The sequence below is a fragment of the Pseudomonas sp. FW305-28 genome (genome assembly GCF_017351395.1).
GTDB classification, from domain to species: Bacteria; Pseudomonadota; Gammaproteobacteria; order Pseudomonadales; family Pseudomonadaceae; genus Aquipseudomonas; species Aquipseudomonas fluorescens_AA.
In genome coordinates this window covers 55,217-80,387 of the sequence record NZ_JACNDD010000011.1, presented here as the reverse complement: position 1 = coordinate 80,387, position 25,171 = coordinate 55,217, and the positions used below count along the sequence as shown (strand labels likewise).

General features: G+C 63.6%; 19 protein-coding genes. 11 read left to right on the top strand and 8 right to left on the bottom strand.

What is annotated here, in order from left to right; genetic code table 11:
* The first annotated feature begins 89 nt into the window (after positions 1-89).
* Positions 90-578 carry a GFA family protein gene (locus J4E53_RS04740; protein WP_103308060.1) on the top strand — a complete coding sequence of 163 codons (489 nt, stop codon included), beginning with the start codon at positions 90-92 and terminating at the stop codon, positions 576-578.
* A gap of 119 nt (positions 579-697) precedes the next feature.
* On the opposite strand, the gene J4E53_RS04735 is transcribed toward J4E53_RS04740, so the two are convergent.
* The gene (locus tag J4E53_RS04735) at positions 698-1,303 is read right to left on the bottom strand and encodes a tRNA-(ms[2]io[6]A)-hydroxylase (RefSeq protein WP_060741958.1); all 606 of its coding nucleotides are present in this window, start codon (positions 1,301-1,303) and stop codon (positions 698-700) included.
* A 179-nt stretch (positions 1,304-1,482) separates the two neighbouring features.
* On the opposite strand from J4E53_RS04735, the gene J4E53_RS04730 reads away from it, so the two are divergent.
* Positions 1,483-2,346, top strand: a complete 864-nt coding sequence (locus J4E53_RS04730) for a universal stress protein (RefSeq protein ID WP_060741957.1) — start codon at positions 1,483-1,485, stop codon at positions 2,344-2,346.
* Positions 2,347-2,383: 37 nt separating this feature from the next.
* On the opposite strand, the gene J4E53_RS04725 is transcribed toward J4E53_RS04730, so the two are convergent.
* Positions 2,384-2,854, bottom strand: coding sequence for a DUF1289 domain-containing protein (locus tag J4E53_RS04725; protein WP_060741956.1), 471 nt, complete (start codon positions 2,852-2,854; stop codon positions 2,384-2,386).
* A 406-nt stretch (positions 2,855-3,260) separates the two neighbouring features.
* Here J4E53_RS04725 and acnB point away from each other — a divergent pair, with 406 nt between their 5' ends.
* On the top strand, positions 3,261-5,870 hold the full coding sequence (gene acnB / locus J4E53_RS04720; RefSeq protein ID WP_103308061.1) for a bifunctional aconitate hydratase 2/2-methylisocitrate dehydratase: 2,610 nt from the start codon (positions 3,261-3,263) through the stop codon (positions 5,868-5,870).
* 334 nt (positions 5,871-6,204) lie between these two features.
* Here acnB and J4E53_RS04715 read toward each other — a convergent pair whose 3' ends face one another.
* Entirely contained in the window at positions 6,205-7,485 is a 1,281-nt protein-coding gene (locus J4E53_RS04715) for a serine/threonine transporter (RefSeq protein WP_060741954.1), read from the bottom strand.
* A 458-nt stretch (positions 7,486-7,943) separates the two neighbouring features.
* Between J4E53_RS04715 and J4E53_RS04710 the strand changes: the two genes are divergently transcribed.
* Entirely contained in the window at positions 7,944-8,897 is a 954-nt protein-coding gene (locus J4E53_RS04710; protein WP_060741953.1) for a 2-hydroxyacid dehydrogenase, read from the top strand.
* Here the strand turns inward: J4E53_RS04710 and tssA are convergent.
* The 5 genes from tssA to J4E53_RS04685 are packed head-to-tail and all read right to left on the bottom strand — an operon-like array spanning position 8,894 to position 16,419.
* Complete coding sequence (gene tssA / locus J4E53_RS04705) at positions 8,894-9,970, bottom strand: type VI secretion system protein TssA (protein WP_060741952.1); 1,077 nt, start codon at positions 9,968-9,970, stop codon at positions 8,894-8,896. The two genes, J4E53_RS04710 and tssA, sit on opposite strands and share 4 nt — an antisense overlap.
* Entirely contained in the window at positions 9,967-13,791 is a 3,825-nt protein-coding gene (locus tag J4E53_RS04700) for a type VI secretion protein IcmF/TssM N-terminal domain-containing protein (RefSeq protein ID WP_103308062.1), read from the bottom strand. The genes tssA and J4E53_RS04700 overlap by 4 nt, the downstream gene beginning before the upstream one ends.
* Complete coding sequence (locus J4E53_RS04695; RefSeq protein WP_103308063.1) at positions 13,788-14,552, bottom strand: DotU family type IV/VI secretion system protein; 765 nt, start codon at positions 14,550-14,552, stop codon at positions 13,788-13,790. The genes J4E53_RS04700 and J4E53_RS04695 overlap by 4 nt, the downstream gene beginning before the upstream one ends.
* 18 nt (positions 14,553-14,570) lie before the next feature.
* The gene (tssK, locus tag J4E53_RS04690) at positions 14,571-15,902 is read right to left on the bottom strand and encodes a type VI secretion system baseplate subunit TssK (protein WP_060741949.1); all 1,332 of its coding nucleotides are present in this window, start codon (positions 15,900-15,902) and stop codon (positions 14,571-14,573) included.
* Positions 15,903-15,954: 52 nt separating this feature from the next.
* Positions 15,955-16,419, bottom strand: a complete 465-nt coding sequence (locus tag J4E53_RS04685) for a hypothetical protein (protein ID WP_060741948.1) — start codon at positions 16,417-16,419, stop codon at positions 15,955-15,957.
* Between the two features lie 224 nt (positions 16,420-16,643).
* Between J4E53_RS04685 and tssB the strand changes: the two genes are divergently transcribed.
* The 7 genes from tssB to tssH all read left to right on the top strand — a co-directional run bounded on the left by tssB (position 16,644) and on the right by tssH (position 25,170).
* The gene (gene tssB, locus J4E53_RS04680; RefSeq protein WP_060741947.1) at positions 16,644-17,204 is read left to right on the top strand and encodes a type VI secretion system contractile sheath small subunit; all 561 of its coding nucleotides are present in this window, start codon (positions 16,644-16,646) and stop codon (positions 17,202-17,204) included.
* A 30-nt stretch (positions 17,205-17,234) separates the two neighbouring features.
* The gene (tssC, locus tag J4E53_RS04675) at positions 17,235-18,716 is read left to right on the top strand and encodes a type VI secretion system contractile sheath large subunit (protein WP_060741946.1); all 1,482 of its coding nucleotides are present in this window, start codon (positions 17,235-17,237) and stop codon (positions 18,714-18,716) included.
* A 191-nt stretch (positions 18,717-18,907) separates the two neighbouring features.
* A complete protein-coding gene (locus J4E53_RS04670; RefSeq protein ID WP_046063980.1) occupies positions 18,908-19,405 on the top strand; it encodes an Hcp family type VI secretion system effector in 498 nt (165 codons plus the stop codon).
* Positions 19,406-19,418: 13 nt separating this feature from the next.
* A complete protein-coding gene (gene tssE / locus J4E53_RS04665) occupies positions 19,419-19,862 on the top strand; it encodes a type VI secretion system baseplate subunit TssE (RefSeq protein WP_060741945.1) in 444 nt (147 codons plus the stop codon).
* On the top strand, positions 19,846-21,636 hold the full coding sequence (tssF, locus tag J4E53_RS04660; RefSeq protein WP_103308064.1) for a type VI secretion system baseplate subunit TssF: 1,791 nt from the start codon (positions 19,846-19,848) through the stop codon (positions 21,634-21,636). The genes tssE and tssF overlap by 17 nt, the downstream gene beginning before the upstream one ends.
* Positions 21,600-22,625, top strand: coding sequence for a type VI secretion system baseplate subunit TssG (gene tssG / locus J4E53_RS04655; protein ID WP_103308065.1), 1,026 nt, complete (start codon positions 21,600-21,602; stop codon positions 22,623-22,625). The genes tssF and tssG overlap by 37 nt, the downstream gene beginning before the upstream one ends.
* Position 22,626: 1 nt before the next feature.
* On the top strand, positions 22,627-25,170 hold the full coding sequence (tssH, locus tag J4E53_RS04650) for a type VI secretion system ATPase TssH (protein ID WP_103308066.1): 2,544 nt from the start codon (positions 22,627-22,629) through the stop codon (positions 25,168-25,170).
* Position 25,171 lies beyond the last annotated feature (1 nt).

Sequence of the window (25,171 nt, the reverse complement as noted above, 5' to 3'; positions counted from 1 at the left end):
GTCCGCATGTCAGTCATGAGCTCAACTGTCCAGAACAACAGGCCGCCCGAGCTGTCCAGAGTCATTACAGTCCCCAATAGGAGGTTCCCATGCAGCTCGAAGGATCCTGCCACTGCGGCGCCGTGTCGTTCAGCCTGGCCTGTGCCCATCCCTACCCTTACCAACGCTGCTACTGCTCGATCTGTCGCAAGACCCAGGGCGGCGGCGGTTATGCGATCAACCTGGGGGGCGATGCCCGAAGCCTGAAGGTGCACGGTCGCAAGCACATCTCGATCTACCATGCACGGCTCAAGGACGAAGGCGATAAACGCGCCCACCGCAGCAGTGCCGAACGGCATTTCTGCTCCCTGTGCGGTTCGGGGTTGTGGTTGTTCAGCCCCGAATGGCCGGACCTGGTGCACCCGTTTGCCTCAGCCATCGACACACCGCTGCCGGTACCGCCGGAGCACACCCACTTGATGCTCGGTTCCAAGGCACCGTGGGTGGAGGTCGAGGCGCATAAGGGCGATCAGCGGTTCGATGTCTATCCCGAGGAATCCATTGCCCAGTGGCATGAACGCCTGGGGCTGGTCACTTAGAGATGCAGTGCTGCATAGGGCCCCATCGCGAGCAAGCTCGCTCCCACAGGGGGTGAACCTCCCAGGTCCAATGTGGGAGCGAGCTTGCTCGCGATAGCGTCAGTACCGGCACCTCTGCACTATCGAGCCGGCACACCGCTGTGGAACCGAAACTCCACATCCGGCGATTCGATCAACTCGCGCTCGGCCTCACGGACCTTGTCGATCACCTGGGCAATGTCCTTGGCGTCGCCGTACTGGTAGGCCAGTTTCAGGTAACCCTGGAAATGCCGGGCTTCGCTTTTCAGCAAGCCGAAATAGAACTTGCCCAGCTCCTCGTCCAAGTGCGGCACCAAAGCTTCGAAGCGCTCGCAACTGCGGGCTTCGATGAAGGCACCGACCACCAGGGTGTCCACCAGTTTGACCGGCTCGTGGCTGCGCACCACCTTGCGCAGCCCCGAGGCATAACGCCCGGCGGAGAGCTGGCGCAAGCCGATCTTGCGTTTTTTCATCAGGCGCATGACCTGCTCGTGATGCACCAGCTCTTCCCGGGCCAGGCGCGACATCAGGTTGATCAGGTCGACGTGGGAATGGTATTTGGCGATCAGGCTCAGGGCGGTGCTGGCCGCCTTGAATTCGCAGTTCTTGTGGTCGATCAGCAACGTTTCCTGGTCGGCCAGCGCGGCCTGGACCCAGGCATCGGGGGTGCGACAACCAAGGAATTCGTGGATTTCGGGAAGATTCATGGGGCTCACGGGCAAAGGTAGTCGAGCGAAGGGCGCCGATTATACCGGCCTGTCTCCAGACCACCAGCCACCGCCATTGATATGCATCAAGTCAGCGACTCGCCCATAGCAACTAGACTGCCCCACAACAACTATAGTTGAGCAATGCCAGCCTTTTCATTTGCAGGAGAACGCCGATCATGCAAGCCATTCGCAGCATCCTGGTGGTCATTGAGCCCGAACATTCGGAAAGCCTGGCGCTCAAGCGCGCCAAACTGATTGCCGGTGTGACCCAGGCACACCTGCACCTGTTGGTGTGCGACAAAAAGCACGATCACGCCGGCATGCTCGGCGTGCTGAAGGCCGCGCTGCTGGCGGACGGCTACAGCGTGACCACCGAACAGGCCTGGAACGAAAGCCTCTACGAAACCATCATCGACGTGCAGCAAGCTGAAGGTTGCGGGCTGGTGATCAAACAGCACTTCCCCGACAGCCCATTGAAAAAAGCCCTGCTGACCCCGGCGGACTGGAAACTGCTACGCCATTGCCCCACCCCGGTGCTGCTGGTGAAAACCGCCGGCTCCTGGAAAGACAAGGTGATCCTGGCCGCCATCGACGTTGGCAATACCGACGACGAACACCGTCACCTGCACTCCACCATCATCGACCATGGCTACGACATCGCCCTCCTTGCCAAGGCGCACCTGCATGTCATCAGCGCCCATCCCACGCCAATGCTCTCGTCCGCCGACCCGACCTTCCAGCTCAAGGAAACCATCGAGGCCCGGTATCGCGAACAATGCCAGGCGTTCCAGGCCGAGTTCGACATCGACGACCAGCATCTGCACATCGAAGAAGGCCCGGCGGATGTACTGATCCCGTTCATGGCGCGCAAGCTGCAGGCGGCGGTGACGGTGATCGGCACCGTGGCCCGTTCAGGGTTGTCCGGGGTGCTGATCGGCAATACCGCCGAGGCGGTGCTCGATACGCTGGAAAGCGACATACTGGTGCTCAAGCCGCAGGAGGTCGAGGACCATCTGGTAGAGCTGGCGGCCAAGGAATAAAGCTCCCTGGCACAAAAGCTCCTTTGCACTGGCCGGGTCAGCCGCCGATCGCATCCTTCAGGAACCCGGGCGCGATGTACCGCTGGTAATGGGCTTCGGACAGAAGGAAAAACTCCCGATCAATGGCATCGCGCAGGTCCGGCAGGTCCCAATCGCGAAACTCCGGCATCAGCACCATGCCATAGGCTTCCAGGTTGTTGATCACCCGCGCGCCCCGGGCGATCAACTGGTAGGCCCAGCAATATTCCGACTGGTGCGGCACAAAACGGATCTTGCGCGATTCCAGTTGCTGGCGCAGCAACCCGGGGTCGAAAACCTCCAACTTGGCCACCATCACCTGCACCAACAGTTGTTCGAGCCGCATCCACACCGCGCGTTTTTCGTCCTCGTTGTAGCCGTTCCAGTGAATCACTTCATGGTGGAACCGCTTGCAGCCACGGCACACCAGGTCACCGTAGACAGTGGAGCAAAGGCCGACGCAGGGGGTCTTGATGAGCTGGTTGGGCATAGGGGAAAGCACACGCAAAAGCAGGACAGGCTGGCATGTTAGCCCTTTGTCTAAGATTGATCACCCCTCAAACTTGAGCGCCCAACTTACCTTTAATTTTTTTTTCCCGTAGAATCAGCCAGCCTTTTAAGGCGCCAATGTCCGTTAGAAGCTGTTTTCAAAGCGTCACGAGCACAGTCGTTCCTTCAGAGCGGTGTTGGCGAAGGGTCTTTCCAGCGGGGAAAGCCCAACGCCAACCCTCATCAGCTCCCGTTCTGCAGGCGTAAAACTTTGAAAGCAGCTTCTGTGAGGAACTCCGGAAACTCTGGCGTGGTGGCTCAAAAAGCCGCCGACGCGCATGAGTACCGTGGGTTTCTGGATGAGCGTCCCGGACACCCATTTGGGACCACTGATGAGGGTAATAACTGTGCTTGAAGCCTACCGCAAACATATCGAAGAGCGCGCAGCCCTGGGTATCGTTCCCCAGCCGCTTAACGCCGAACAAACCGCAGGCCTGATCGAGCTGCTGAAAAATCCTCCGGCTGGCGAAGAAGCTTTCCTCGTTGACCTGATCACCAATCGCGTTCCGCCTGGAGTCGACGAAGCCGCCTACGTCAAGGCCGGTTTCCTCTCCGCCCTGGCCAAGGGCGAGGCCCAATCCCCTCTGCTGGACAAGAAGCGCGCCGTTGAACTGCTCGGCACCATGCAGGGCGGCTACAACATCGTGACCCTGGTGGAACTGCTGGACGACGCCGAACTGGCGCCGGTAGCCGCCAAGGAACTCAAGCACACCCTGCTGATGTTCGATGCCTTCCACGATGTGGCTGAAAAAGCCAAGAACGGTAACGTTCACGCCAAGGCCGTGTTGCAATCCTGGGCCGACGGCGAGTGGTTCAAGAACCGCCCTGTGCTGGCCGACAAGATCAGCCTGCGGGTGTTCAAGGTCACCGGCGAAACCAACACCGACGACCTGTCCCCTGCCCCTGACGCCTGGTCCCGCCCGGACATCCCGCTGCACGCCCTGGCCATGCTGAAAATGGCCCGTGACGGCATCGTGCCTGATGAACAAGGCAAGACCGGCCCGATGAAGCAGATCGAAGAGATGCGTGGCCAAGGCTTCCCGATCGCCTACGTCGGTGACGTGGTCGGTACCGGTTCGTCGCGCAAATCGGCGACCAACTCGGTGCTGTGGTTCTTCGGTGACGACGTTCCTTTCGTTCCGAACAAGCGCGCCGGCGGTTTCTGCTTCGGCAGCAAGATCGCACCGATTTTCTACAACACCATGGAAGACGCCGGCGCCCTGCCGATCGAATTCGATGTGTCCAACATGCACATGGGCGACGTGATCGACCTGTACCCGCATGCTGGCAAAGTCTGCAAGCACGGTACCGATGAAGTCCTGACCACCTTCGAAATGAAGACCCCGGTCCTGTTGGACGAAGTCCGTGCCGGCGGTCGTATCCCGCTGATCATCGGCCGTGGCCTGACCGAGAAGGCACGCGCCGAACTGGGCCTGCCAGCGTTCGATTTGTTCAAGAAGCCTGAAGCTCCCGCTGAAAGCACCAAGGGTTTCACCCTGGCGCAGAAGATGGTCGGCAAGGCTTGCGGTCTGGCGGAAGGCCAAGGCGTGCGCCCGGGTACCTACTGCGAACCGAAGATGACCACCGTGGGTTCCCAGGACACCACCGGTCCGATGACCCGTGACGAACTGAAAGACCTGGCGTGCCTGGGCTTCTCGGCTGACCTGGTAATGCAGTCCTTCTGCCACACCGCGGCCTATCCGAAGCCGATCGACGTGACTACCCACCACACCCTGCCTGACTTCATCATGACCCGCGGCGGCGTTTCCCTGCGTCCGGGCGACGGCATCATCCACTCGTGGCTGAACCGCATGCTGCTGCCAGACACCGTGGGTACCGGTGGTGACTCGCACACCCGCTTCCCGATGGGCATCTCGTTCCCGGCCGGTTCCGGCCTGGTCGCGTTCGCCGCTGCCACCGGTGTCATGCCGCTGGACATGCCCGAATCGATCCTGGTGCGCTTCAAAGGCAAAATGAAACCTGGCATCACCCTGCGTGACCTGGTTCATGCCATTCCGTACTTCGCCATCCAGAACGGCCTGCTGACCGTCGAGAAGAAAGGCAAGAAAAACGCCTTCTCCGGCCGCATCCTGGAAATCGAAGGCCTGGAAGGCCTGACCCTGGAACAGGCTTTCGAATTGTCCGACGCCTCGGCCGAACGTTCGGCTGCCGGTTGCACCATCAAGCTGTCGAAAGAGTCGATCACCGAGTACCTGCAATCGAACATCACCCTGCTGCGCTGGATGATCGGCGAAGGCTACGGTGATGCACGTACCCTGGAACGTCGCGCCCAAGCGATGGAAGCCTGGGTCGCCAACCCGCAACTGATGGAAGCCGACGCCGACGCCGAATACGCCGAAGTCATCGAAATCGATCTGGCCGACATCAGCGAGCCTGTACTCTGCGCGCCGAACGACCCGGACGATGCCCGTCTGCTGTCCAGCGTTGCTGGCGAGAAGATCGACGAAGTGTTCATCGGTTCGTGCATGACCAACATCGGTCACTTCCGCGCAGCCGGTAAACTGCTGGAGCAGGTCAAGGGTCAGCTGCCAACCCGTCTGTGGCTGTCGCCGCCGACCAAGATGGACGCTCACCAGCTCACCGAAGAAGGCTACTACGGCATCTACGGCAAGGCCGGCGCACGGATGGAAATGCCAGGCTGCTCGCTGTGCATGGGTAACCAGGCGCGCGTCGAGCCGAACTCCACCGTGGTGTCGACCTCGACCCGTAACTTCCCGAACCGTCTGGGTGACGGCGCGAACGTCTACCTGGCTTCGGCCGAGCTGGCGTCCGTGGCTTCGATCCTGGGTCGCCTGCCGACCGTCGAGGAGTACATGGAATACGCCGGCAAGATCGACAGCATGGCAGCGGACGTATACCGCTACCTGAGCTTCGACCAGATCGCCGAGTTCCGTGAAGCGGCTGCAAACGCCAACATCCCGGTCGTTCAAGCGTAAAGCTTAAAACGCCCGACTGAAAACGCCGCCCTTCTTGCGAGGGGCGGCGTTTTTTTATGCCTGTCATTTCGATGCCAGCCGAACCACCGCTTTCGCGAGCAAGCCCGCTCCCACAGGGGTTCGGTGGTGTACTGCGATGCTGCATCCAGCCTGGTCCTTGTGGCGAGGGAGCTTGCTCCCGCTGGGCTGCGCAGCAGACCCAACCATTTGCCTGACACACCGAGTCGTCAGGACTCAGGGGCGCTTCGCACCCCAGCGGGAGCAAGCTCCCTCGCCACGGGTAATGGTGTCGACTTACAGACTTGTGCACGCCACCACAACCATTGTGGTCCAGTCAGGCCATCAGGGAGTAGACCAACGCCGTAATCGCCACCAACCCCACCAACACAACGAAGACGTTGGAGGCCTGGCCGCGATAGCGGGCCATGGCCGGGACTTTGCGGATGGCGTACATCGGCATCAGGAACAGGATGGCTGCGATGACCGGGCCGCCCAGGGTTTCGATCATGCCCAGGATGCTCGGGTTGAGGGTGGCGACGATCCAGCACACCACCAGCATGAACGCTGCGGTGAGGCGGTCCAGGGTCTTGGGTGCCGGACGGCGGCCACTCTTGACGATCAGGCCCTTGAGGCCTTCGCTGGCGCCGATGTAGTGCCCCAGGAACGATTTGGAAATGGCGACAAACGCAATCAACGGCGCGGCAAAGGCGATGGTCGGATTGCTGAAATGGTTAGCCAGGTACGACAGGATCGACAGGTTCTGCGCCTTGGCCTCGGCCAATTGCGCCGGGGTCAGCGTCAGCACGCAACTGAACACGAAGAACAGCACCATCACCACCATCAGCACATGGGCGCGCGACAGGATCTGCGAACTGCGCTCCTCGGCGTTGGCGCCGTAGCGACGCTTCTGGTCCACCGCAAACGCCGAGATGATCGGCGAGTGGTTGAACGAGAACACCATCACCGGGATCGCCAGCCACAAGGTATGCAACAACGCCGAAGGTTCCGGCGGCGTCGACGCCGTGCTCAGGATACCGCCGCTCCAGTGGGGAATCAGGAACACCGCCAGAAACAGCAGCGCCACGATGAACGGGTAGACCATCAGGCTCATGGCCTTGACGATCGCCTGCTCGCCGCAACGGACCACCGCCAGCAGGCCGAGGATCAGCACCAGGGACAGCACGGCCCGAGGGGGCGGCTGGATGTGCAACTGATGTTCCAGGAAGCTGCCCACCGTGTTGGTCAGCGCCACGCTGTAGATCAGCAGGATCGGGAAAATGGCAAAGAAGTACAAAAGCGTGATCAGCGCACCGGCCTTGAGGCCGAAATGCTCTTCCACCACCTCGGTGATGTCCGCGCCATCGCGACCGGACAACACGAAACGGGTCAGGCCCCGATGGGCATAGAACGTCATGGGGAACGCCAGCAACGCCAGGATCAGCAGCGGCCAAAAGCCACCCAGGCCCGCATTGATGGGTAAGAACAGAGTGCCGGCACCGATGGCGGTGCCAAACAGACCCAGCATCCAGGTGGTGTCCTGGCGACTCCATTGGCTGAGGGTGGCTGGGACTGTCGTTTCAAAGCGCTCTTCGACGCTATTGGCCTGATCATTCATCCGGTCGGATCTCCGCTTTCCGGTCACATGCACTCGGCCGGGACGAGTCGGAAAACCCCGACAGGCAGCGCCCTGACCGAAACAGGGGCGCGATTGTCCGGGATTCACGAGCAGAAGCAAAGACTTAGCTGAGGAGTGGTTATGCGGATCAGATCGCCGCAGTGGAATTGTCCCTGTATTTCCCTGCATCCCCTGTGGGAGCGAGCTTGCTCGCGATGCAGGCGACTCGGGGTGCAAGTTGCTACCGAGGCGCTGCTATCGCGGGCAAGCCTTGCTCCCACAAAGCTCGCTCCCACCATTGGATCGGAGTACAAGCAGCGAGACAGGCCGTCTGTCAGGCGCCCACACAAAGGCACCACGGCAACCGAAATGCACATAAAAAGCCAAGCCCCCCTGCCCCCGGCTCCTACAATCAGGTTGAATAGCCACAATCGATCCAGCGCCCACAGGAGCCCAGCATGACCGCAACCGTTCTGGTACTGGTTGAAACCGTCAATGAATACCTGCCGATTCTCGAACGGCAGGGTTACCACCTGGAATTGGCGCCCACGCCGGCCGAACGCAAGACAGCGATTTTCGAACACGGTGAACGCTTCAGTGCGGTACTGACCCGCGGCCCCCTGGGTTTGACGGCGGAAGAAATCGGCGCCCTGCCCAATCTGCAAATCATCTGCGTGATCGGTGCCGGTTACGAGCAGGTGGACCTGCAGGCCGCGCGCCAGCGGGGCATCGTGGTAACCAATGGCGCCGGGGTCAACGCGTCGTCGGTGGCCGACCATGCCATGGCACTGCTGCTGGCGCTGGTGCGCGACATCCCCCGGGCCGATGCGAGTGTGCGCCGTGGCGAGTGGGCCAAGGTCATGCGCCCTTCCCTGGCCGGCAAGCGCCTGGGCGTGCTGGGCCTGGGCGCGGTGGGCATGGCCATTGCCAAGCGCGCCGCCCTCGGCTTCGACATGAGCGTCAGCTACCACAATCGCCGGCTGCGCAACGACGTGCCCTACACCTTCTGCGCCACGCCCACGGAACTGGCCCGGGTCTCGGACTTCCTGATCGTCGCCACCCCCGGCGGCCTGGATACCCGGCAGTTGATCAACAAACAGGCCCTCGACGCCCTGGGCCCCCATGGCTTCCTGGTGAACATCGCCCGCGCCAGTGTGGTCGCCACCGCCGACCTGATCAGCGCCCTGGAACAGCGGCGGATCGCCGGCGCGGCCCTGGACGTGTTCGATCACGAACCCGAAGTGCCGGACGCGCTGAAAAACCTGCCCAACGTGGTACTGACGCCCCATGTGGCCGGACTGTCGCCGGAAGCGACGCGTGGCACGGTGGAGTTGGTCGGCCAGAACCTGAACGCGTTCTTTGCCGGCAAACCGGTGTTGACGCCGGTGCCGCTACCCGACGCGCAGCGTTAAAGCACGCCCAGCAAGGTCCATAACCGCCGGGATTCGGCATCGGCACTGATCAGTTCGCCCAGCAGTTCGCTCAGCGGCTTGTTGCCCCACTCCACACCACGCCGGATCAGGTAGGGCACCGGGCTGTGGGGCTCGGTACGGGCCAGGTAACCGGCGATCACCAGAAGTTGTCGGTAGGCCTCTTCACGATTGGCCGGTTCCTGGAAGACCTGGGCAGCCGCCTGCGGCTGGGGCGTCGACGTCGTCGCCGGGGGCGTTTGCACCGGCACGACGGTGGGTTGTTGTGGGTGCATCGCGATGAACTCCTCTACCAGTGTCAGCAACGCCTGGATCACGTCCTGCAGGGATTTGTAGCCCGGGGCCAGGTTGCCCAGGTAAGCGTCGCTCCAGGCTTCGAGCCGTTGCAGGTGCTGCAGGCTCAACATCAGGCTGCCCTGGCGATGCAACCAGAACGACAAGGGGGTGCCGCGAATCAGTTCGCTGAGTTTCTTTTGCTCGTTGCGCGCCGCTTCCGCCGACGCCTTGGCGTTCTTGCTGTCGTTGACCAATACTTGCTGACGTTGCAAGCGTTGCCAGTCGTCCAGGCAGAAACTGGCAAACGCCGGGTCCCGGCCATCGAGCAATGGCACCCGCGTCAGCAACACTTCGCTGTAGCGCCGGGCCAGCCACTCCAAGGGGATCACTCGCCACGACTGGTCGCCTTCATCGGCCTGGGGATGCAACTGCTCCGGATAGCGTTCACACAACCCCGCCACCAGCGCCAGGCTGCCCGGCAACCCCTCCAGCCCGGCCCGATGCAACCAGGCCTCTCCCAGCCAGGCACTGATCATCAAGTCCTTGCTGCGCTCCAGCAGCAGCGTGGTCGCGAGCCGTTCCAGGTCCGGCCACAGGGCGCGCTTGATCGAAGACTGCCACACACCGGTGGGCAAGCTGGTGTCGTCCTCCCGGCGCAATTCGCGCAGTTGGTCGTATTCCGGCTCGTAGCGCAGGTCGAGACCACAGGGTGACTCGGCACTGATCGGCTCGAGCAACTGAGTGACCAACTCGGGCAAAGGCGATATCGGCACGCTCACAGGCCCTCCTCACGGGTGGCGATGGCGGGGCTCGATGAGGTCGCCATGAAAGGTGAACGGGGTGCCCGCGTCGGCAGCGGCGGGATCGACAATGGCAGCTTGGAGCCCTGGCTCATCAGCGACAGGCGCACGAACATCAGTGTCTGCTCCGCCGTGCGGGCCTGGGTCTGGGCAGTGACCGGCAGTTGCAGGGCCAGGGGAAAATCGGTGTAGTCGACATTCGGCTGACGCTGGGCCGATCCCAGCGCGCGCATCAGGCGCAGCAATGACCACGGCCCCTGGTACTCCCAGCCAGCCTCCAGGTCGCGCACCACCAGGTTCGGTTGCAATGGATCGTTGGCCGGACGCTGGTAGCCGTTGCGGGCCCAGCGCAAGGTCAGGCGCACGGGCTGGCCGACCATCCACCGCAGGTTCTGCTGGCCGCCGCCGGGGTAGCTGATCTGTTGGTTGCCGGCGTCCAGGCTCCAGGCGATCACCTGGTCAGCGCCGCGCTCTTCATCACGATCGGTCCGCCAGCGCACGTCCATCTCCACCCCCAGAATGCCACTCTTGTCGCGCACGAACAGCGGCCCGAGCCAGGTGCCGGCCTGTTTCAAACGGTTGAGAAAATCCTCGGCCGCCAGGCGCTCCGGCGTCTGGCTCAACACCAGTCCGGCCTGGGCCAGGGGCAGGCGTGTGTCGATCAGCTCCAGCAGGTGCTGGACCCGCGCCGGGTCGGCATCGCTGGCGCGCACATCCTGGGCGAACGGAAAACGCCCGGCCAGGTATTGATTGAAATAATTGGCCACGTCATTCCAGGCGCTCGCCGCCTGGTTCTGTTGCAGGTACAGGCACCGTTGCAGGGCGCCCTGCTGCAACGCGACCGTGCGCTGGGCCAGGTCACCGCGCCCGCTGGGCAGGCTGGAGGTCTGCAAGATCTGCGCACAGGACGTGGTGTCCATGGTGATGAAGTCCCGGCTCACCAATTGCTCCAATTGGGCCGCCGAGCTGGCCGGATTCTGGTTCTTGTACTTGAGCAATTCATCGTTGAGGGCCATGAAGCGCGCCACCTGGTCGTGCTCCAGGGCCGACAGGTTGTCCTGCTGGACGATCAGCCATTCCAGGGCAGGCATTCGCTGTTCGGCGACCTGCAGCATCACACCGAACTGCTGGCTCAGGCTCAGCTTCAAGTCTTGTGGATCGCTGGCACCGTACAGCTGCAAGCCGAAGTTCTTCGAACCGTCCCAGCGCTGGACATCGGCCCGCTGGCTGAACAGCGGCTGGGCATCGATTTCGTCCAGGCCACTCTTGATCTGCGCCAATGCCCGGCGATTGAGCAGACGCTGGAAACGGATCGCCAGGTCGCCGCGGTGCACATCCATGAAGGCTTTCTGCAGCGCCACGGCCTGGGTCGTTTGCACATTGAAACCCATGCCGGGCAACGACGCGTCGCTTTCATCCAGGCTCAACCACATGGCCCGTGCGGCAGCGCCTTCGGCGGCCTGCATCAGCGCGTCACGGTAATCCGGCGGAATGCGCGGCAGTTCTTCGCTGGCATAGCTCTTGTAGCTGGCGAAGTAGTTCAGGGCGACGCTGAAATCATCACTGCCATCGCCCTGGCCCATCGCATCGGGGTTGCTGTCCGACGGATCCTTCTGCATGGCCAACGCCACGAAATCGCGCTTGAACAATGCCTGCACCGCACCGTCCAGCGCCGTGACATGGTCCTGCAAAACCAGCAGGCCGCTGCCCTGTTGCACCAGCAGGTTGTCCCGGGAGCCGGTCTGGACGATCCACTGGTCACGAAAACTCTGCTGCAACTTCGCCGCCTGGCTCTCCAGGTCCTGCTCGATATCCGGCCCCAGCAAAGCGCTGTGACTGACCTTGTCCAGCATCTGGCTGTAGCCGGGCACCAGGTCCTGGCCCTTGCCTCGGCCCCAGGCCGAATTGGTCAGGCTGACCAGCGTCTGCAAATCGTCGATCAGCGCCATCAAGTCTTCGAGTTCATTCAAGGAATTGCCGCTGCCGGCCTCCAGCCGTTGCAAGTGCAGCTTGAGGTAACCGGCCTGGCGCACGAAGTTGTCCGCCAGGAAGTAATGGTCCAGCCAGCGCTGCATCAGGCCGGTGAAGTTATCGGAGATCACCGGGCGCGCGGCGTTCAGGTCCAACCCTTTCAAATCACTGTTCTGGGCATCGAACAGCACCCGGTTGTAGAAATGTGCGCGGCTCAAGGTGCCGGTGTTGAGTCCCAGGGACAACGCGGTATTGCTCAGTTGCACCAGTTCGTCCAGCGGCGCCTTGGGGTCGTTCACCACCTGGCTGAACATCTGGTTGTGCTGTTCCAGGCGTACCGCCAGGTCCACCAGTGCCTTGGCCTTCACGTAGCTCTGCCATTGCGCCGGGTCTTCACTCTCGACGTTGCCCCGGCGCTCGGTGTTGCGGATGGACTTGAGTTGCTCCAGGTCTGCGTTCAACAGATCCCGCAATGGCAAGATCCAATGATGCCGGGCGGTCAGGCGTAACCCATTCTCCAGTTGCGTGTCCACGGAAGAAAACCACGAGGTGGGAAAGACCACCGAAACGAAGCGCCAGCTCGGGGCTTTTTCCAACACGTTCCAGTAGTTCTGCACGTTGTGCCGGGTCGGCTCCAGTTGGGGTTCGTCGGGGTCGACGACGAGGTGGTTCTTATGGGCGCTGAGGATCAACCGCGACAACCCTTCGGCTTGCTCCACCGAATCGTGCCAGACCCAGACCATGCCCCCCAGCCAGACCAGGCCCACCACCAACGCCACCGCCGCGGCCAACCGATGCCCACGCTGGCGCAAGCGCAACAGCCGTGGCACAGGCTGGGCCAGGCCACGCTCGGCCACCAGCCGCCGCGACCACAATTGCCGGGCGAACACGGTTTGCCCCTGGGCGCTGTCGGCGGCGGTCAACCCGTCGTCACTGACGGCCGGCGCCTGGCTGGCGGTGAAATACACCCCGCGAAAGCGCGGCGCTTCACCTTGGGCGTTGCCCTGGAACACCGGCTCCAGCAGGATCTGCAAGGCCCGCCGCAAGCCTTCGAAACGCTCCGGCAAACCATAGAGATCGTTACCCAATTGTCCCGACAGCGCACCGATCTCGATGATCGACTGCGACAGCGCGGCGTTGACCTGGTCCAGGGCCTGATCACTCCACTGCGACTGCCACGCCGCATCCGGCAAATACGGCGACGACCAGCCCAGCATCGACTCCCGTGCCTCGGCGGGCAGCGCACTGACCAGTTCCTGGAACCCGGGCAGTTCTTCCATCCCGGTCATCACCACATACACCGGCAGGCTGAGACCGAAGCGTTGCAAAAGGTCGATGAAGCAGCGCCGGACCTTGAGGCTCAGCTCGGTGGTGTGCTCGATGTCATCGAGGGTGCTGAACGGCACGGTCCAGATCACCGCATCCAATGGCCGTTTGCTGCGCAAGCGCAACATCAGCCCGAGCAGGCGCCACCAGTTGCCCCGTTGCCGGTTCATGCCTTCATCGGGCAGGAACAACGCCTGGGGCACCACCAGCACCGCGCCTTCGGCATCGGAAAACCAGCGCCCGAACCAGGCCGCCTTGTCGGTCGGTTGCAAGCGCCACTGGGCACACAGTCGGGCACCGTCGGTTTCATTGCCGAGCATCATCAGCCAGGGCATCTGATAGCGGTCCCGGGTGCCCTGCTCCTGTTCCATGTGGCGCACCGCCCCATAGAAACTGCGGATCGCCGCCCCGCCCTGGGTCCGCAGCCACCAGATCAGGGCCGCGATCAACAGCACCACGACGATGGCGATCAATACCAGGGCAACGATGCTCAGGGTGCTCATGAATCCTGCTCCTGAACCACCGCCGACTCGTTCAGTTGCAACACCGGCTCGAGTTCCAAACGGATGTCACGCCAGAACACCTGCCCCAAGCCGGTCAGCAACAACACCATCGCCAGGATCGCCAGCCCCAGGCGCAAGCCGTCCGGCAACGACTGCTGCACCGGCATGCGCACTGGCGGCGCGGCCGCAGCCAACGCCAGGCGCTGGCTGACGTCGAGGTAATCGGGGTCGTGTTGCCAGGCGAAGGTGAACAGCGCCGCGCGCCACTTGGCCTGCTGGACCTGACCGGGCTCGCCCCGCAATCGCCCCTGGAACCCCAGGATCAGGCACTGCAGGTAGACGTTCGCCAGGTCCCGGGTACCAGGCATCTGCTCGTCCAGCAATTTCTTGATCGCCGCCGGCAAGCGCTCGCCGGCCTGGCGACTGGCATACATGCGTGATTCGAGGGGGTGCTGCTGCCAGGCCAGTTGGCCGGGCCAAGGGCTGAACAACAGGGTTTCGTCCACCAGCGCGACGAAGGCATAGACCAGCGCCTTGACCTGCTCGGTGGCCGCATCGCCGACGGTGGCGAAGGCCACCCGCCACAGGCGTTGGGCACTGCGCCCGGAAAACTCCACCACCCGGTTGACCAAAACCGCGGGGTCGCTGTCCCTGGGCAAGTCTTGCCACTCCTGGGACCACTTCAGCCAGGCCTGGCGAAAAGCGCTGCTCAGCGGCGCCTCATGCAGACTCCGAACCGCCCCGCCACTTCCGTCAGGCATACGACTCCCCTTTTGCGATCAGGCACTTTCACTGGCTTGCGCCACGAACAACACCACTTGCCACGGGCTGCTGGCCTGGGCCGATGCCGGTGCCACGATGTGCAGCGGCAATTGCCCGTCGAACCATTGCCCGCTGGCGGCCACCACGAACAAACGGGTGTCGTCGCCGACGCTGTAGGCCACCTGTTCGTTGCGGCTCATGGCCTGGTGGGACAAACCGCTCATGCGTTGCCGGCTCAGCAGCGGGACGTGGCGCGCCGACGCGATGATCGCCCCGCGCAACCAGTCGGCCGCCGCCTGCTCGCTGGCACCGTTGGGCATGCGCAGGCCGATCACCAGGCGTTGATCCGGCTGGTCGTCCGGCAACTGGATCGAGAAGACCTGCTCGTTGCGCTCGAAGGCCAGGCTGCGATAGCCGGCACGGACCAGCTCCAGGGTGGTTTCCAGCCAATCCAGCAACGGCTCGTAGCCATGCTGCAACTCGAGAAAATCCAACGGTGCGAAGGCCGGGACGCCCGCCAGCGGATCGAGGGCCGACCAGCTCCCGGCCAGCCCCAGCAGCAAACCGTAGAGTGCCTGGGGCGTCGCCACGCGGGTGTTCAGCGCCCCTTCGACTTCCGGCAAGCGCGCCCACAAGGCGGTCAATTGCCGACGAATCTCCATGGCATCGTCCTGGTTGCCGGCCGCCTGGGCCTGACGCAAGCGACCGGCGAGGAACATGCACTTTTCCCGGGCCCGGGCACACACCCCGGCGACCCGCCGGCCGAGGACCGATTCCGGCAACAGGACCGGCGTTGGTGGCGTGTAGGGCACGCGCCAGAAGCCACCGCCCTCCTTGCGGATGCGCAGCAACGGCAGGCAGATCGAATCGGCCTTGCTCAGTTGCGTGCACAACCTCGGGTTGGGTCGCCAGACAGTGATCGATTCGGGAAACTCACCGCTGGTGAGGTCCGGCAACGCCTCGCCGACCACCGACTGCAAACGGCCCTTGAGCGGCAGCAGTTGCCCGGCGCGCCACAGTGGGCTGACGGCCAGGTACACGGTCACGGTGGCGTCGGCGGTCTTGTCGATGGCCTCGGTGATGTCCAGCTCCAGCGTCGGCCCGACGCCAGCCTGCAGGTTGACCGGCAAGCCATCCGGCAAGGTCCCTTGCAATTGCAGCAGCCGTACCTGGCCGGCACTGAGGGCCGACGGGTCGACCTCCAACTGGCTGACGCCCCAGAACCAAGGGTTGCAGGCCCCGGCGAAATGCGCAGCCAAGGCCTCGGCACGCAGCCCCTGCAATTGAAAATGCTGGGGCAGCAATTGCATGCCCTCATGCCAGCACACCGCGTCAGGTAACAGACTCATACGACTCCCTTCGACATCCCAATGTCGCCGCCCATGGCGGCCCGCGGTTTACTCAAGGCTGATGGTCATCACGCTGGCCATCGTTGACGAGGGTCATCTCGCGACTGTCGAACTTCAGCCAGGCCTTGCGCTGATCGTCCAGCCGAAGCCGGTGGGCTCCGGGAGTGTTATAGCTGGCGAAGACCAAAAGTCCAGCGGCGCGCCGGCCCTCCAACGGGAAGGGTTGGCGGTCGATGAATTGCCCCGGGACCAGCTCCAGCCCCCACACCGACATGAGTTGACGATAGTCGCGCTGGAACTGTTCGCGCTCGGCGAACCATTGGCTGGCGGTGATGCCCGACAGCTGCTTGAGCAGGTCCGGGTCGTTCACCGCGATGAAATCCACCGCGATCGGCGTGTCGTCATTGGCCCGGGGCGCGACGTCCAGGGTCAGGCTGTCCAGGTCGACACTGGGGGCAAAGAGCGAGCAACCGGTGAGTGCCAGGCTCAAAAAAAATCCATAAAAAAACCCACGCAAAATGAATCTTCCTTTTCTCAGCGGTCAAAAATTGTTTTTGCTTGCTTTTTTATAGACCTGTTCTAGCGTCTTGGGTAGTTCGACCCACACGGTTGAATGGACCAGGTTCGTCAAGGGAATGACAGGTTTTCTGCCGCCCGTTTGCAACCTGCGGATCAGCAAGGGAATGCGATGAGCGGGACTCCCGATGCATTGCTCCCACACATGCATCGGAGTCGGCCGCCATGGCAGAAAGTACCCAGCACAAGCTCGACAGAGTCCGTCCTCCCCGCGTCCAGATCACCTATGACGTGGAAATCGGCAACGCCATCGAGAAAAAAGAATTGCCACTGGTGGTCGGCATTCTGGCCGACCTCTCGGGCAAGCCGTTGGACCCGCTGCCCAAGCTCAATGAGCGGCGCTTCACGGAAATCGATCGGGACAACTTCAACGAGGTGCTCGCCTCCATCTCCCCCCGCGCCACGCTGCAGGTGAACAACACCCTCAGCGGCGACGACAGCAAGCTCAACATCGAGCTCAACTTCCGCCACATCGACGACTTCGACCCGGTCAAGGTCGTGGAGCAGGTCACGCCGTTGCGTCGGTTGTTCGAAGCGCGCCAACGCCTGCGGGATCTGTTGACCAAGCTCGACGGCAACGATGACCTGGACAAATTGCTGCGTGACGTGATCGCCAACACCGAGGGCCTGCAGGAGATCAAGTCGGCCCGGCCCCAGGACGCGACGCAGGAGTTGCCGACCGTCGCCGCCAACGATGACCCTGCCCCGGCCGAACCACAGGCCTGATCGCGCGCATCATTCAAGGGAGATACCGCCATGCCTGCTTCATCCAGCGCTCAAACCAGCGAGAGCACGACCCAGACCCTGTCCCTGCTGGACAAGATCATCGCCGAAGGCCGCATGGCCCACGACGACAGCCAGCAAGACTACGCCCGCGACATGCTGGCCGAATTCGCCACCCAGGTCCTCGACGAAGGCATGGCCATCGACAAGGACACGGTGGCGATGATCAACGACCGCATCAGCCAGATCGACGAGTTGATCAGCGCCCAGCTCAACGAAGTGCTGCACCACCCCGACCTGCAGAAACTCGAAGCCTCCTGGCGCGGCCTGCACCTGCTGGTGCAGAACACCGAAACCAGCACCCGGTTGAAATTGCGCCTGCTCAACGTCACTCAGAAAGAACTGCAGAACGACCTGGAAAAAGCCGTCGAATTCGACCAGAGCGCGCTGTTCAAGAAAATCTACGAAGAAGAATACGGCACCTTTGGCGGGCATCCGTTCAGCCTGCTGGTGGGTGACTACACCTTTGGCCGGCATCCCCAGGACATCGGCCTGCTGGAAAAACTCTCGAACGTCGCCGCTGCCGCGCACGCCCCGTTCATCGCCGCCGCCAGCCCGCGGTTGTTCGACATGACCAGCTTCACCGAACTGGCGATCCCCCGGGACCTGTCGAAGATTTTCGAGAGCCAGGAACTGATCAAGTGGCGCGCCTTCCGGGAAAGCGAAGACTCGCGTTATGTGTCCCTGGTGTTGCCGCACTTCCTGCTGCGCCTGCCCTACGGCCCGGACACGCTGCCGGTGGAAGGCATCAACTACGTCGAAGACGTCAACGGCACCGACCATAGCAAATACCTGTGGGGCAATGCCGCCTGGACGCTGGCGCAACGCATTACCGAAGCCTTCGCCAAATATGGCTGGTGCGCGGCGATTCGCGGGGCCGAAGGTGGTGGCGCGGTCGAAGGCCTGCCGGCCCATACCTTCCGTACCAGCTCCGGGGACCTGTCGCTCAAATGCCCGACCGAAGTGGCGATCACCGACCGCCGCGAAAAAGAACTCAACGACCTGGGCTTCATCTCCCTGTGCCACAAGAAAAACAGCGACGTGGCGGTGTTCTTCGGCGGCCAGACCACCAACAAGGCCAAGGTCTACAACACCAACGAGGCCAACGCCAACGCGCGGATCTCGGCGATGTTGCCGTATGTACTCGCGGCTTCGCGTTTTGCCCATTACCTGAAGGTGATCATGCGTGACAAGGTCGGCAGTTTCATGACCCGCGACAACGTGCAGACCTACCTCAACAACTGGATTGCCGACTACGTGCTGATCAATGACAACGCGCCGCAAGAGATCAAGGCGCAGTACCCATTGCGCGAAGCCCGGGTGGACGTGACGGAGGTGGCCGGCAAGCCCGGCGCCTACAAGGCCACGGTGTTCCTGCGGCCGCACTTCCAACTGGAGGAGTTGACCGCGTCGATCCGCCTGGTGGCGACCCTGCCGCCGCCGGTAGCTGCCTGACCGCTGCGTGGCTATGTGGCTATGTGGCTATGTGGCGAGGGAGCTTGCTCCCGCCGGGGCGCGAAGCGGCCCTGTTTTTTAGGACTGCTGCGCAGCCCAGCGGGAGCAAGCTCCCTCGCCACAGGTTCAGCGTTCATCTTTAACGGATCGGTATCGGGTAACACCCCACTCGACTTCAGGAGTTCCACACAATGGATGCAATCATTCTCGACCTCGGCGGCGACATCAAGGGCGACAGCCTGCTGGAGGGGTTCACGGACAAGATCGAGGTCATGTCCTACAGCCATAACGTGGCAATGCAGGTCACCAACGACGTCAGCAACTCGGAGCGCACCTCCGGCCGGCCCCACATCGGCGAATTCACCCTGACCAAATTCGTCGACAGCTCCACCCCCACCCTCAATGAGTATTGCTGCGCCGGCAAGCCAATCCCGCAAGCCGTCATCACCATCGGCCGCAACGCCGCCGAGGGCAGCGGCAAACTCATGCCCTTCATCATCTACACCCTGACCAACGTCGTGCTGTCCAACGTCAGTGTCAGCGGCGGCACCGGCGGCAAACCGGTGGAAACCCTGTCGCTGAACTTCACCAAGATCAAATGGGAACTCACCGCACAGAAAGACGACGGTACCAAGGAAGGCACGGCGGGCACGACCTGGGACCTGGCCGCCAACAAAATGACCAAGTAAGGCAGCCGCGCCCATGGCTGGCTTCGGGCTGCGCCCACCCCTGTTCGAACGCCTGGCCAGCCCGGCGGACGACACCGGGCGGGCGTTCGACCGACAGGCGTTGCAAGACTCGGTGCATGCCGAACTGTCGCGCCTGTTCAATACCCGACGCGGTCCACGGGCGCTGACCGATCCACCGAGCATCCTCGACTACGGCATCGCCGACTGGACCGCGCTGCAACAGCAGCGCAGCGATGACCGGCGCCAACTGACCCGGGAAATCCGCCAGGCCATCACCCACTTCGAACCTCGCCTGCGTCTGGGCGAGGTCCAGGTCTGCCCGGTGCCAGGCCATCCGCAGCAACTGTGCATTCGGCTGTCGGGCGAGTTGCGGGGCGACCTGCATGCCTGGCCCGTGGCCTTTGTCATCGAGCCCGCCGGCGACGGCCTGGAGGTACGCCATGAGCGACTCGATTGACCCGCAACTGCTGGACTATTACCAACGGGAGCTGACCTGGTTGCGTCACGCCGGGAGCCTGTTCGCCGAGCGTTATCCCAAGGTCGCCCGGCGCCTGGAGCTGTCCCCCGGTGAATGCCCCGACCCCCACGTCGAGCGCCTGCTGGAAGGGTTCGCCCTGCTGGCCGCGCGCTTGCAACGGCGGCTGGACGACGATTACGCCGAATTCAGCGATGCCCTGCTCGAACAGCTCTACCCGCTGGCCATGCGGCCCTTGCCGTCGTGTGCCATCGTGCAGTTCGAGCCCGACCCGAGCAAAGGCAACTTGAACGAGGGCTACCCGCTGCCCCGCGACACACCGCTGTTCGTCACCACCGACACAGGCCAGAGCATTCATTTTCGCACCACGGCCGCCGTACATCTGTGGCCAGTCCACGTCAGCGAAGCGCTGCTGCTGGGCAGCGATGAAACCCAGGCGCTGACCGGGGTGGTCCAGGCCCGTTCGGCCTTGCGCCTGGAATTGCGATGCCTGGGAGAAAGCCAGTGGTCGACGCTGGGAATCGACTCGCTGCGGGTGCACCTGGCGGCGTCACCGATGATCAACGCCGGGCTGTACGATTTGCTGGGTGCCCACGCCATCAAGGTCCTGGCCGGCGCGCCGGGCAGCGTGCCGGAGCCGTTGGCCGGCTTGCCGCAGATCGTCGGCTTCGCCAGCGACCAGGTCTTGTTGCCGGACGAGGACGGCGTGCACCCTGGCATGCGCCTGCTGGCCGAGTACTTTGCCTTCCCGGATAAATTCGGTTTCTTCGACCTGCCCCTGGCCGGCGCCACCAGCGACAGCCAGGCCTTGTATCTGTACATCGTGTTCGACCGGGCACCCGGCAGTCGCCTGCCGCTCCAGGCCAGCGACATCGCCCTCGGCTGTACGCCGGTGATCAACCTGTTCCCCCGCACGTCCGAGCCGCTGCGCCCGGATGGCACCCGTAGCGAGTACCGGTTGGTGGCCGACAGTCACCGGGAAAACAGCGTCGAGATCCACAGCATCCGGGGCATGCGCGCCATCTCCGGCCAGGGCGTGCGCAAAGTGCCGGCCTACTACGGCAGCCAGCATGGCAGCGACCAAACCTGCTACTGGCATGCGCGCCGGGTCAGCGGCATGAGCCCGAACCGGCTGGGCACCGACTTGATGGTCAGCCTGGTGGACACCCGGTTCGACCCGCTGGTCGACACCCGCGACTACAGCCTCACCGCCGAACTGCTGTGCACCAACCGCCATCTGGCCCAAAGCCTGCCAGCCGGTACGCCGCTGGGTTTCGAGCGCCCGGGACCGGTGGCCTGGGCGCGCCTGCGCAACCCACCCAGCCCGCAAAGCCTGCCGCGCCTGGACGGTGAATCGCGCTGGCGGCTGGTGTCGCAATTGACCCTCAACCATCTGTCACTGGTCGAAGGCCCCCAGGCACTGGACGCACTGCGTGAGATTCTCGAATTGCACAACCTGCGGGACGAAGCCAGCGCCCACCGACAGATCGAAGGGGTCACCGGACTGGGCTGCGAGCGCGTCATCGCCCATGTCGGCGAAGACGCCTGGCGCGGCTGGCGCAACGGCCTGGAGGTGCGCCTGCACCTGGATCCGCAACATTTTGTCGGCAGCAGCGCCGTGCTCTTCTCCGGTGTGCTGGCGCAGTTCTTTTCCCTTTACGCCACTGCCAACCGCTTCGTACGCACGGTGCTGGTCCAGTCCGACAAGGAGGTGAAGACATGGCAACCCCAAGCCGGCAAACCCCTGGTGCTCTGAACCTGAGCGAGCGACTGCGACGCGACCCGCAACGCTTCGAATGGCTCCAGGCCCTGTTGTTGCTCGAACGCGAACACCCCCAGGCCGAGCCCCTGGGCAGCGGCACCGCGCCGCACGCTGAAGCCTTGCGCCTGCGCGGGCCCTTGACGCCGCTGTTCGCCGCCAGTGAAGTCGAGAGCCTGGACCACGAACCCGGCTTGCCGCCCACCTTGACCACACCGATCTTCGGCCTCGGAGGCCCGGACGGCCCGCTGCCCTACGCCTACCAGGAATGGCTGCAACAGCGAGCACGGGCGAAGGATCACGCCCCGGCGGAATTCCTCGACCTGTTCCAGCATCGCCTGCTCAGCCTGCTTTACAAGGTGATGCGCAAACATCGCATCGCCCTCGGTTTCACCGCCCCAGGCGCGTCCGCCGTACACGCGCAACTGCGAGCGTTGATCGGCCTGCTGCCCAAGGCCTTGCAGGAGCGCCAGGCCGCCCCCGACTCGGCGGTCCTGGCCTGCACCGCGCTGTACGCCGATGGCCGGCGTTCCCTGGACGGGTTCGCGGCGATTGTTCGCGAGCAGTTCGGCTTGCCCGTGGAACTGAGTGCCTACGAAGGTGGCTGGCGTGAAATCCCGCCCGCCAGTCGCAGCCGCCTGCAACCGGGCGGGCGCAACCTGCGCCTGGGCCGCAACGCGGTGGCCGGCACCCGGGTCTGGGACGAACATGCCGGCGTGCGCCTGACCCTCGGCCCGCTGAGCACGGCCCAGGCCAGCGGATTGCTGCCCACCGGCGAGACCCATCCGCTGCTCGCCAGCCTTTACGCCCTGTATTTCGGCCCCGACCTGGACTGCACCCTGGTGCTGCTGGTCCGCGGTGCAGGCCCGCTGCAACTGGGTCGCCAGGCAGCGCCACGGCTGAACTGGAACGGTGGCCTGCAACGCCAGCCAAGCCTGGCCGTGCAACGGATCGAAACCCGCCTTCGCCAGCCGGAGATTGCCTGAAATGGAACTGGCCAGCCTGATCGGACGCCTCAACCCGGACAACCGCCGCGCCCTGGAACGGGCCGCGCAACGCTGCATGCAGCGCAGCCACCACTACGTGGAAATCGAACACCTGCTGTTGGAGTTGCTCGACATCGAGGGCGGTGACTTCGCCTGCCTGCTGCCGCGTTTCGGCCTGGAACGTGACGCGGTGGCCGCGGAAACCAACAAGGCCCTGGACCTGTTCAAATCCGGCAGCACCCGCACGCCCGCCCTGTCGGCGCACACCATCGGCCTGCTGGAAGATGCCGTGGTCCAGGCCAGCGTGTTGGGCCTGGACAGCATTCGCTCCGGGCTGTTGCTGCTGGCACTGCTGGACCGTGATGAGCGCCGCAGCCTGCTGCTCAACAGTGCCTCGTCGCTGCTGCGCATTCCCCGCGACGCCCTGCGCGCCCAGCTATTGGAATGGACCGAAAGCTCCCGTGAGCATGTCGCTGGCGTGCGCCCGGCCAAGCCCGGCGAGGCGCCACAGAAACAGGACCCGGTGCTGGACCAGTACACCCAGGACCTGACCGCCGACGCCCGGAACGGTCGCATCGACCCCATCGTCGGCCGCGACGGCGAAATCCGCCAGTGCATCGACATCCTGCTCAGACGCCGGCAGAACAACCCGATCCTGGTGGGCGCGCCGGGTGTCGGCAAGACCGCCGTGGTGGAAGGCCTGGCCCTGCGGATCGCCGCCGGGGATGTGCCGCCATCGCTGCAGGAAGTCACCCTGCGCGTCCTCGACCTGGGCCTGTTACAGGCCGGCGCCGGGGTCAAGGGCGAATTCGAACAACGCCTCAAGGGCGTGATCGACGCGGTACGCAGCGCCGAAAAACCGATCATCCTGTTCATTGACGAAGCCCACACGCTGATCGGCGCCGGCGGTGCGGAAGGCGGCAGCGATGCGGCCAATCTGCTCAAGCCGGCCCTGGCCCGGGGCGAACTGCGCACCCTGGCTGCCACCACCTGGCTGGAATACAAGAAATATTTCGAGAAAGACCCGGCCCTGGCCCGCCGCTTCCAGTTGGTGCAGGTCGAAGAACCGGACGAACTCACCGCCGTGGAAATGCTCCGCGGCGTGGCGAGCAAACTGGAACAGCACCACGGCGTGCAAGTGTTGGACGCCGCCATCCACGAGGCGGTGAAACTGTCCCACCGCTACATCTCCGGGCGGCAGTTGCCGGACAAAGCCATCAGCGTGCTCGACACCGCCTGCGCCCGTGTCGCCCTCGGTCAACACGACGTGCCGCCGCCGCTGGAAAGCCTGCGCCACCGGCAGAACAGCCTCAAGGATGAAGTCGAACGCCTGCGCCGCGAACAGGCCACTGGCCTGGATCACCGCGAGCGCATCACCCTGCTGGAGGGCGAATCGACCAGCAATGTGCAGGCCATCCGTGAGCTGGAAACCCGCTGGGGCGAAGAGCGCGAAGCCGTACGCGAACTGCTCGACACCCGGCGCGAACTGCTGGCCCTGAGCGAACGGGCCGACAGTGAAAAAGCCGACACCGAGGTCGATAACCGCATCGACCACCTGGCCGCCGAACTGCTGCGCCTGGAAGCCGGCCTCGATGCCATTCGCCAGGACGATCCGCTGGTGCCCGAACAGGTGGACAGCAAGACCGTCGCCGCCGTGATCGCCGGCTGGACCGGCATCCCGGTGGGCAAGATGCTCGCCGACGAAGCCCACGCCGTGCGCACCCTCGGCCAGCGCATGGGCCAGCGAGTCATGGGCCAAAGTACGGCGCTGAACACCATCGCCCAGCGCCTGCAAGCCTACCGCGCCGGCCTCACCGACCCACAGAAACCGGTCGGCGTGTTCCTGCTGGTGGGCCCCACCGGCGTGGGCAAGACCGAAACCGCCTACGCCTTGGCCGATGCCTTGTACGGCGGTGAACGCAACCTGATCAGCATCAACCTCTCGGAGTACCAGGAAGCCCACACCGTCAGCCAACTCAAAGGCGCCCCGCCCGGCTACGTCGGCTACGGCAGCGGTGGCGTGCTCACCGAAGCGGTGCGGCGCAAACCCTATTCCGTGGTGCTGCTGGATGAAATCGAAAAGGCCCACCCGGACGTGCTCGAAGCCTTCTACAACGTCTTCGACAAGGGCCTGATGGAAGACGGCACCGGCCTGGTGGTGGACTTCAAGAACACCGTGATGCTCGCCACCAGCAACGTCGGTGCCGAACTGCTGCTGGACACGCCGGTGGCGCAACTGGGCACCGACGCCTTCAACGAAGCCTTGCACAAGGTGCTGCTGCAAGCGTTCCGCCCGGCGTTTCTGGCGCGCATGACGGTGGTGGCGTACCGGCCGCTGGATGAGGCGACGCTGGAAGGAATTGTGTTGGCGAAGCTGGAGAAATTGCGCGGGCGTTACAAGGCGGCGACTGGCAAGCAGTTCGAATTCGATGCTGGGATCGTCAAGGCCGTACTCGCCAAGTGCAGCGCGGCTGGAGCACGAGATGTCGAGAATGTGCTGATGACACAGGTGACGGGAAAGTTAGCGGAGTGGGTATTGGAATGAA

What these genes read in the sequence shown, in the direction of transcription:
- J4E53_RS04695 (WP_103308063.1), bottom strand. Translation starts at nt 14,552, where the DNA reads ATGCCTGACGGAAGTGGCGGGGCGGTTCGGAGTCTGCATGAGGCGCCG.
- tssC (WP_060741946.1), top strand. Translation starts at nt 17,235, where the DNA reads ATGCCTGCTTCATCCAGCGCTCAAACCAGCGAGAGCACGACCCAGACC.
- tssF (WP_103308064.1), top strand. Translation starts at nt 19,846, where the DNA reads ATGAGCGACTCGATTGACCCGCAACTGCTGGACTATTACCAACGGGAG.
- tssG (WP_103308065.1), top strand. Translation starts at nt 21,600, where the DNA reads ATGGCAACCCCAAGCCGGCAAACCCCTGGTGCTCTGAACCTGAGCGAG.
- J4E53_RS04715 (WP_060741954.1), bottom strand. Translation starts at nt 7,485, where the DNA reads ATGAATGATCAGGCCAATAGCGTCGAAGAGCGCTTTGAAACGACAGTC.
- J4E53_RS04725 (WP_060741956.1), bottom strand. Translation starts at nt 2,854, where the DNA reads ATGCCCAACCAGCTCATCAAGACCCCCTGCGTCGGCCTTTGCTCCACT.
- J4E53_RS04740 (WP_103308060.1), top strand. Translation starts at nt 90, where the DNA reads ATGCAGCTCGAAGGATCCTGCCACTGCGGCGCCGTGTCGTTCAGCCTG.
- tssH (WP_103308066.1), top strand. Translation starts at nt 22,627, where the DNA reads ATGGAACTGGCCAGCCTGATCGGACGCCTCAACCCGGACAACCGCCGC.
- tssB (WP_060741947.1), top strand. Translation starts at nt 16,644, where the DNA reads ATGGCAGAAAGTACCCAGCACAAGCTCGACAGAGTCCGTCCTCCCCGC.
- J4E53_RS04710 (WP_060741953.1), top strand. Translation starts at nt 7,944, where the DNA reads ATGACCGCAACCGTTCTGGTACTGGTTGAAACCGTCAATGAATACCTG.
- J4E53_RS04700 (WP_103308062.1), bottom strand. Translation starts at nt 13,791, where the DNA reads ATGAGCACCCTGAGCATCGTTGCCCTGGTATTGATCGCCATCGTCGTG.
- tssK (WP_060741949.1), bottom strand. Translation starts at nt 15,902, where the DNA reads ATGAGTCTGTTACCTGACGCGGTGTGCTGGCATGAGGGCATGCAATTG.
- J4E53_RS04735 (WP_060741958.1), bottom strand. Translation starts at nt 1,303, where the DNA reads ATGAATCTTCCCGAAATCCACGAATTCCTTGGTTGTCGCACCCCCGAT.
- tssE (WP_060741945.1), top strand. Translation starts at nt 19,419, where the DNA reads ATGGCTGGCTTCGGGCTGCGCCCACCCCTGTTCGAACGCCTGGCCAGC.
- J4E53_RS04670 (WP_046063980.1), top strand. Translation starts at nt 18,908, where the DNA reads ATGGATGCAATCATTCTCGACCTCGGCGGCGACATCAAGGGCGACAGC.
- J4E53_RS04730 (WP_060741957.1), top strand. Translation starts at nt 1,483, where the DNA reads ATGCAAGCCATTCGCAGCATCCTGGTGGTCATTGAGCCCGAACATTCG.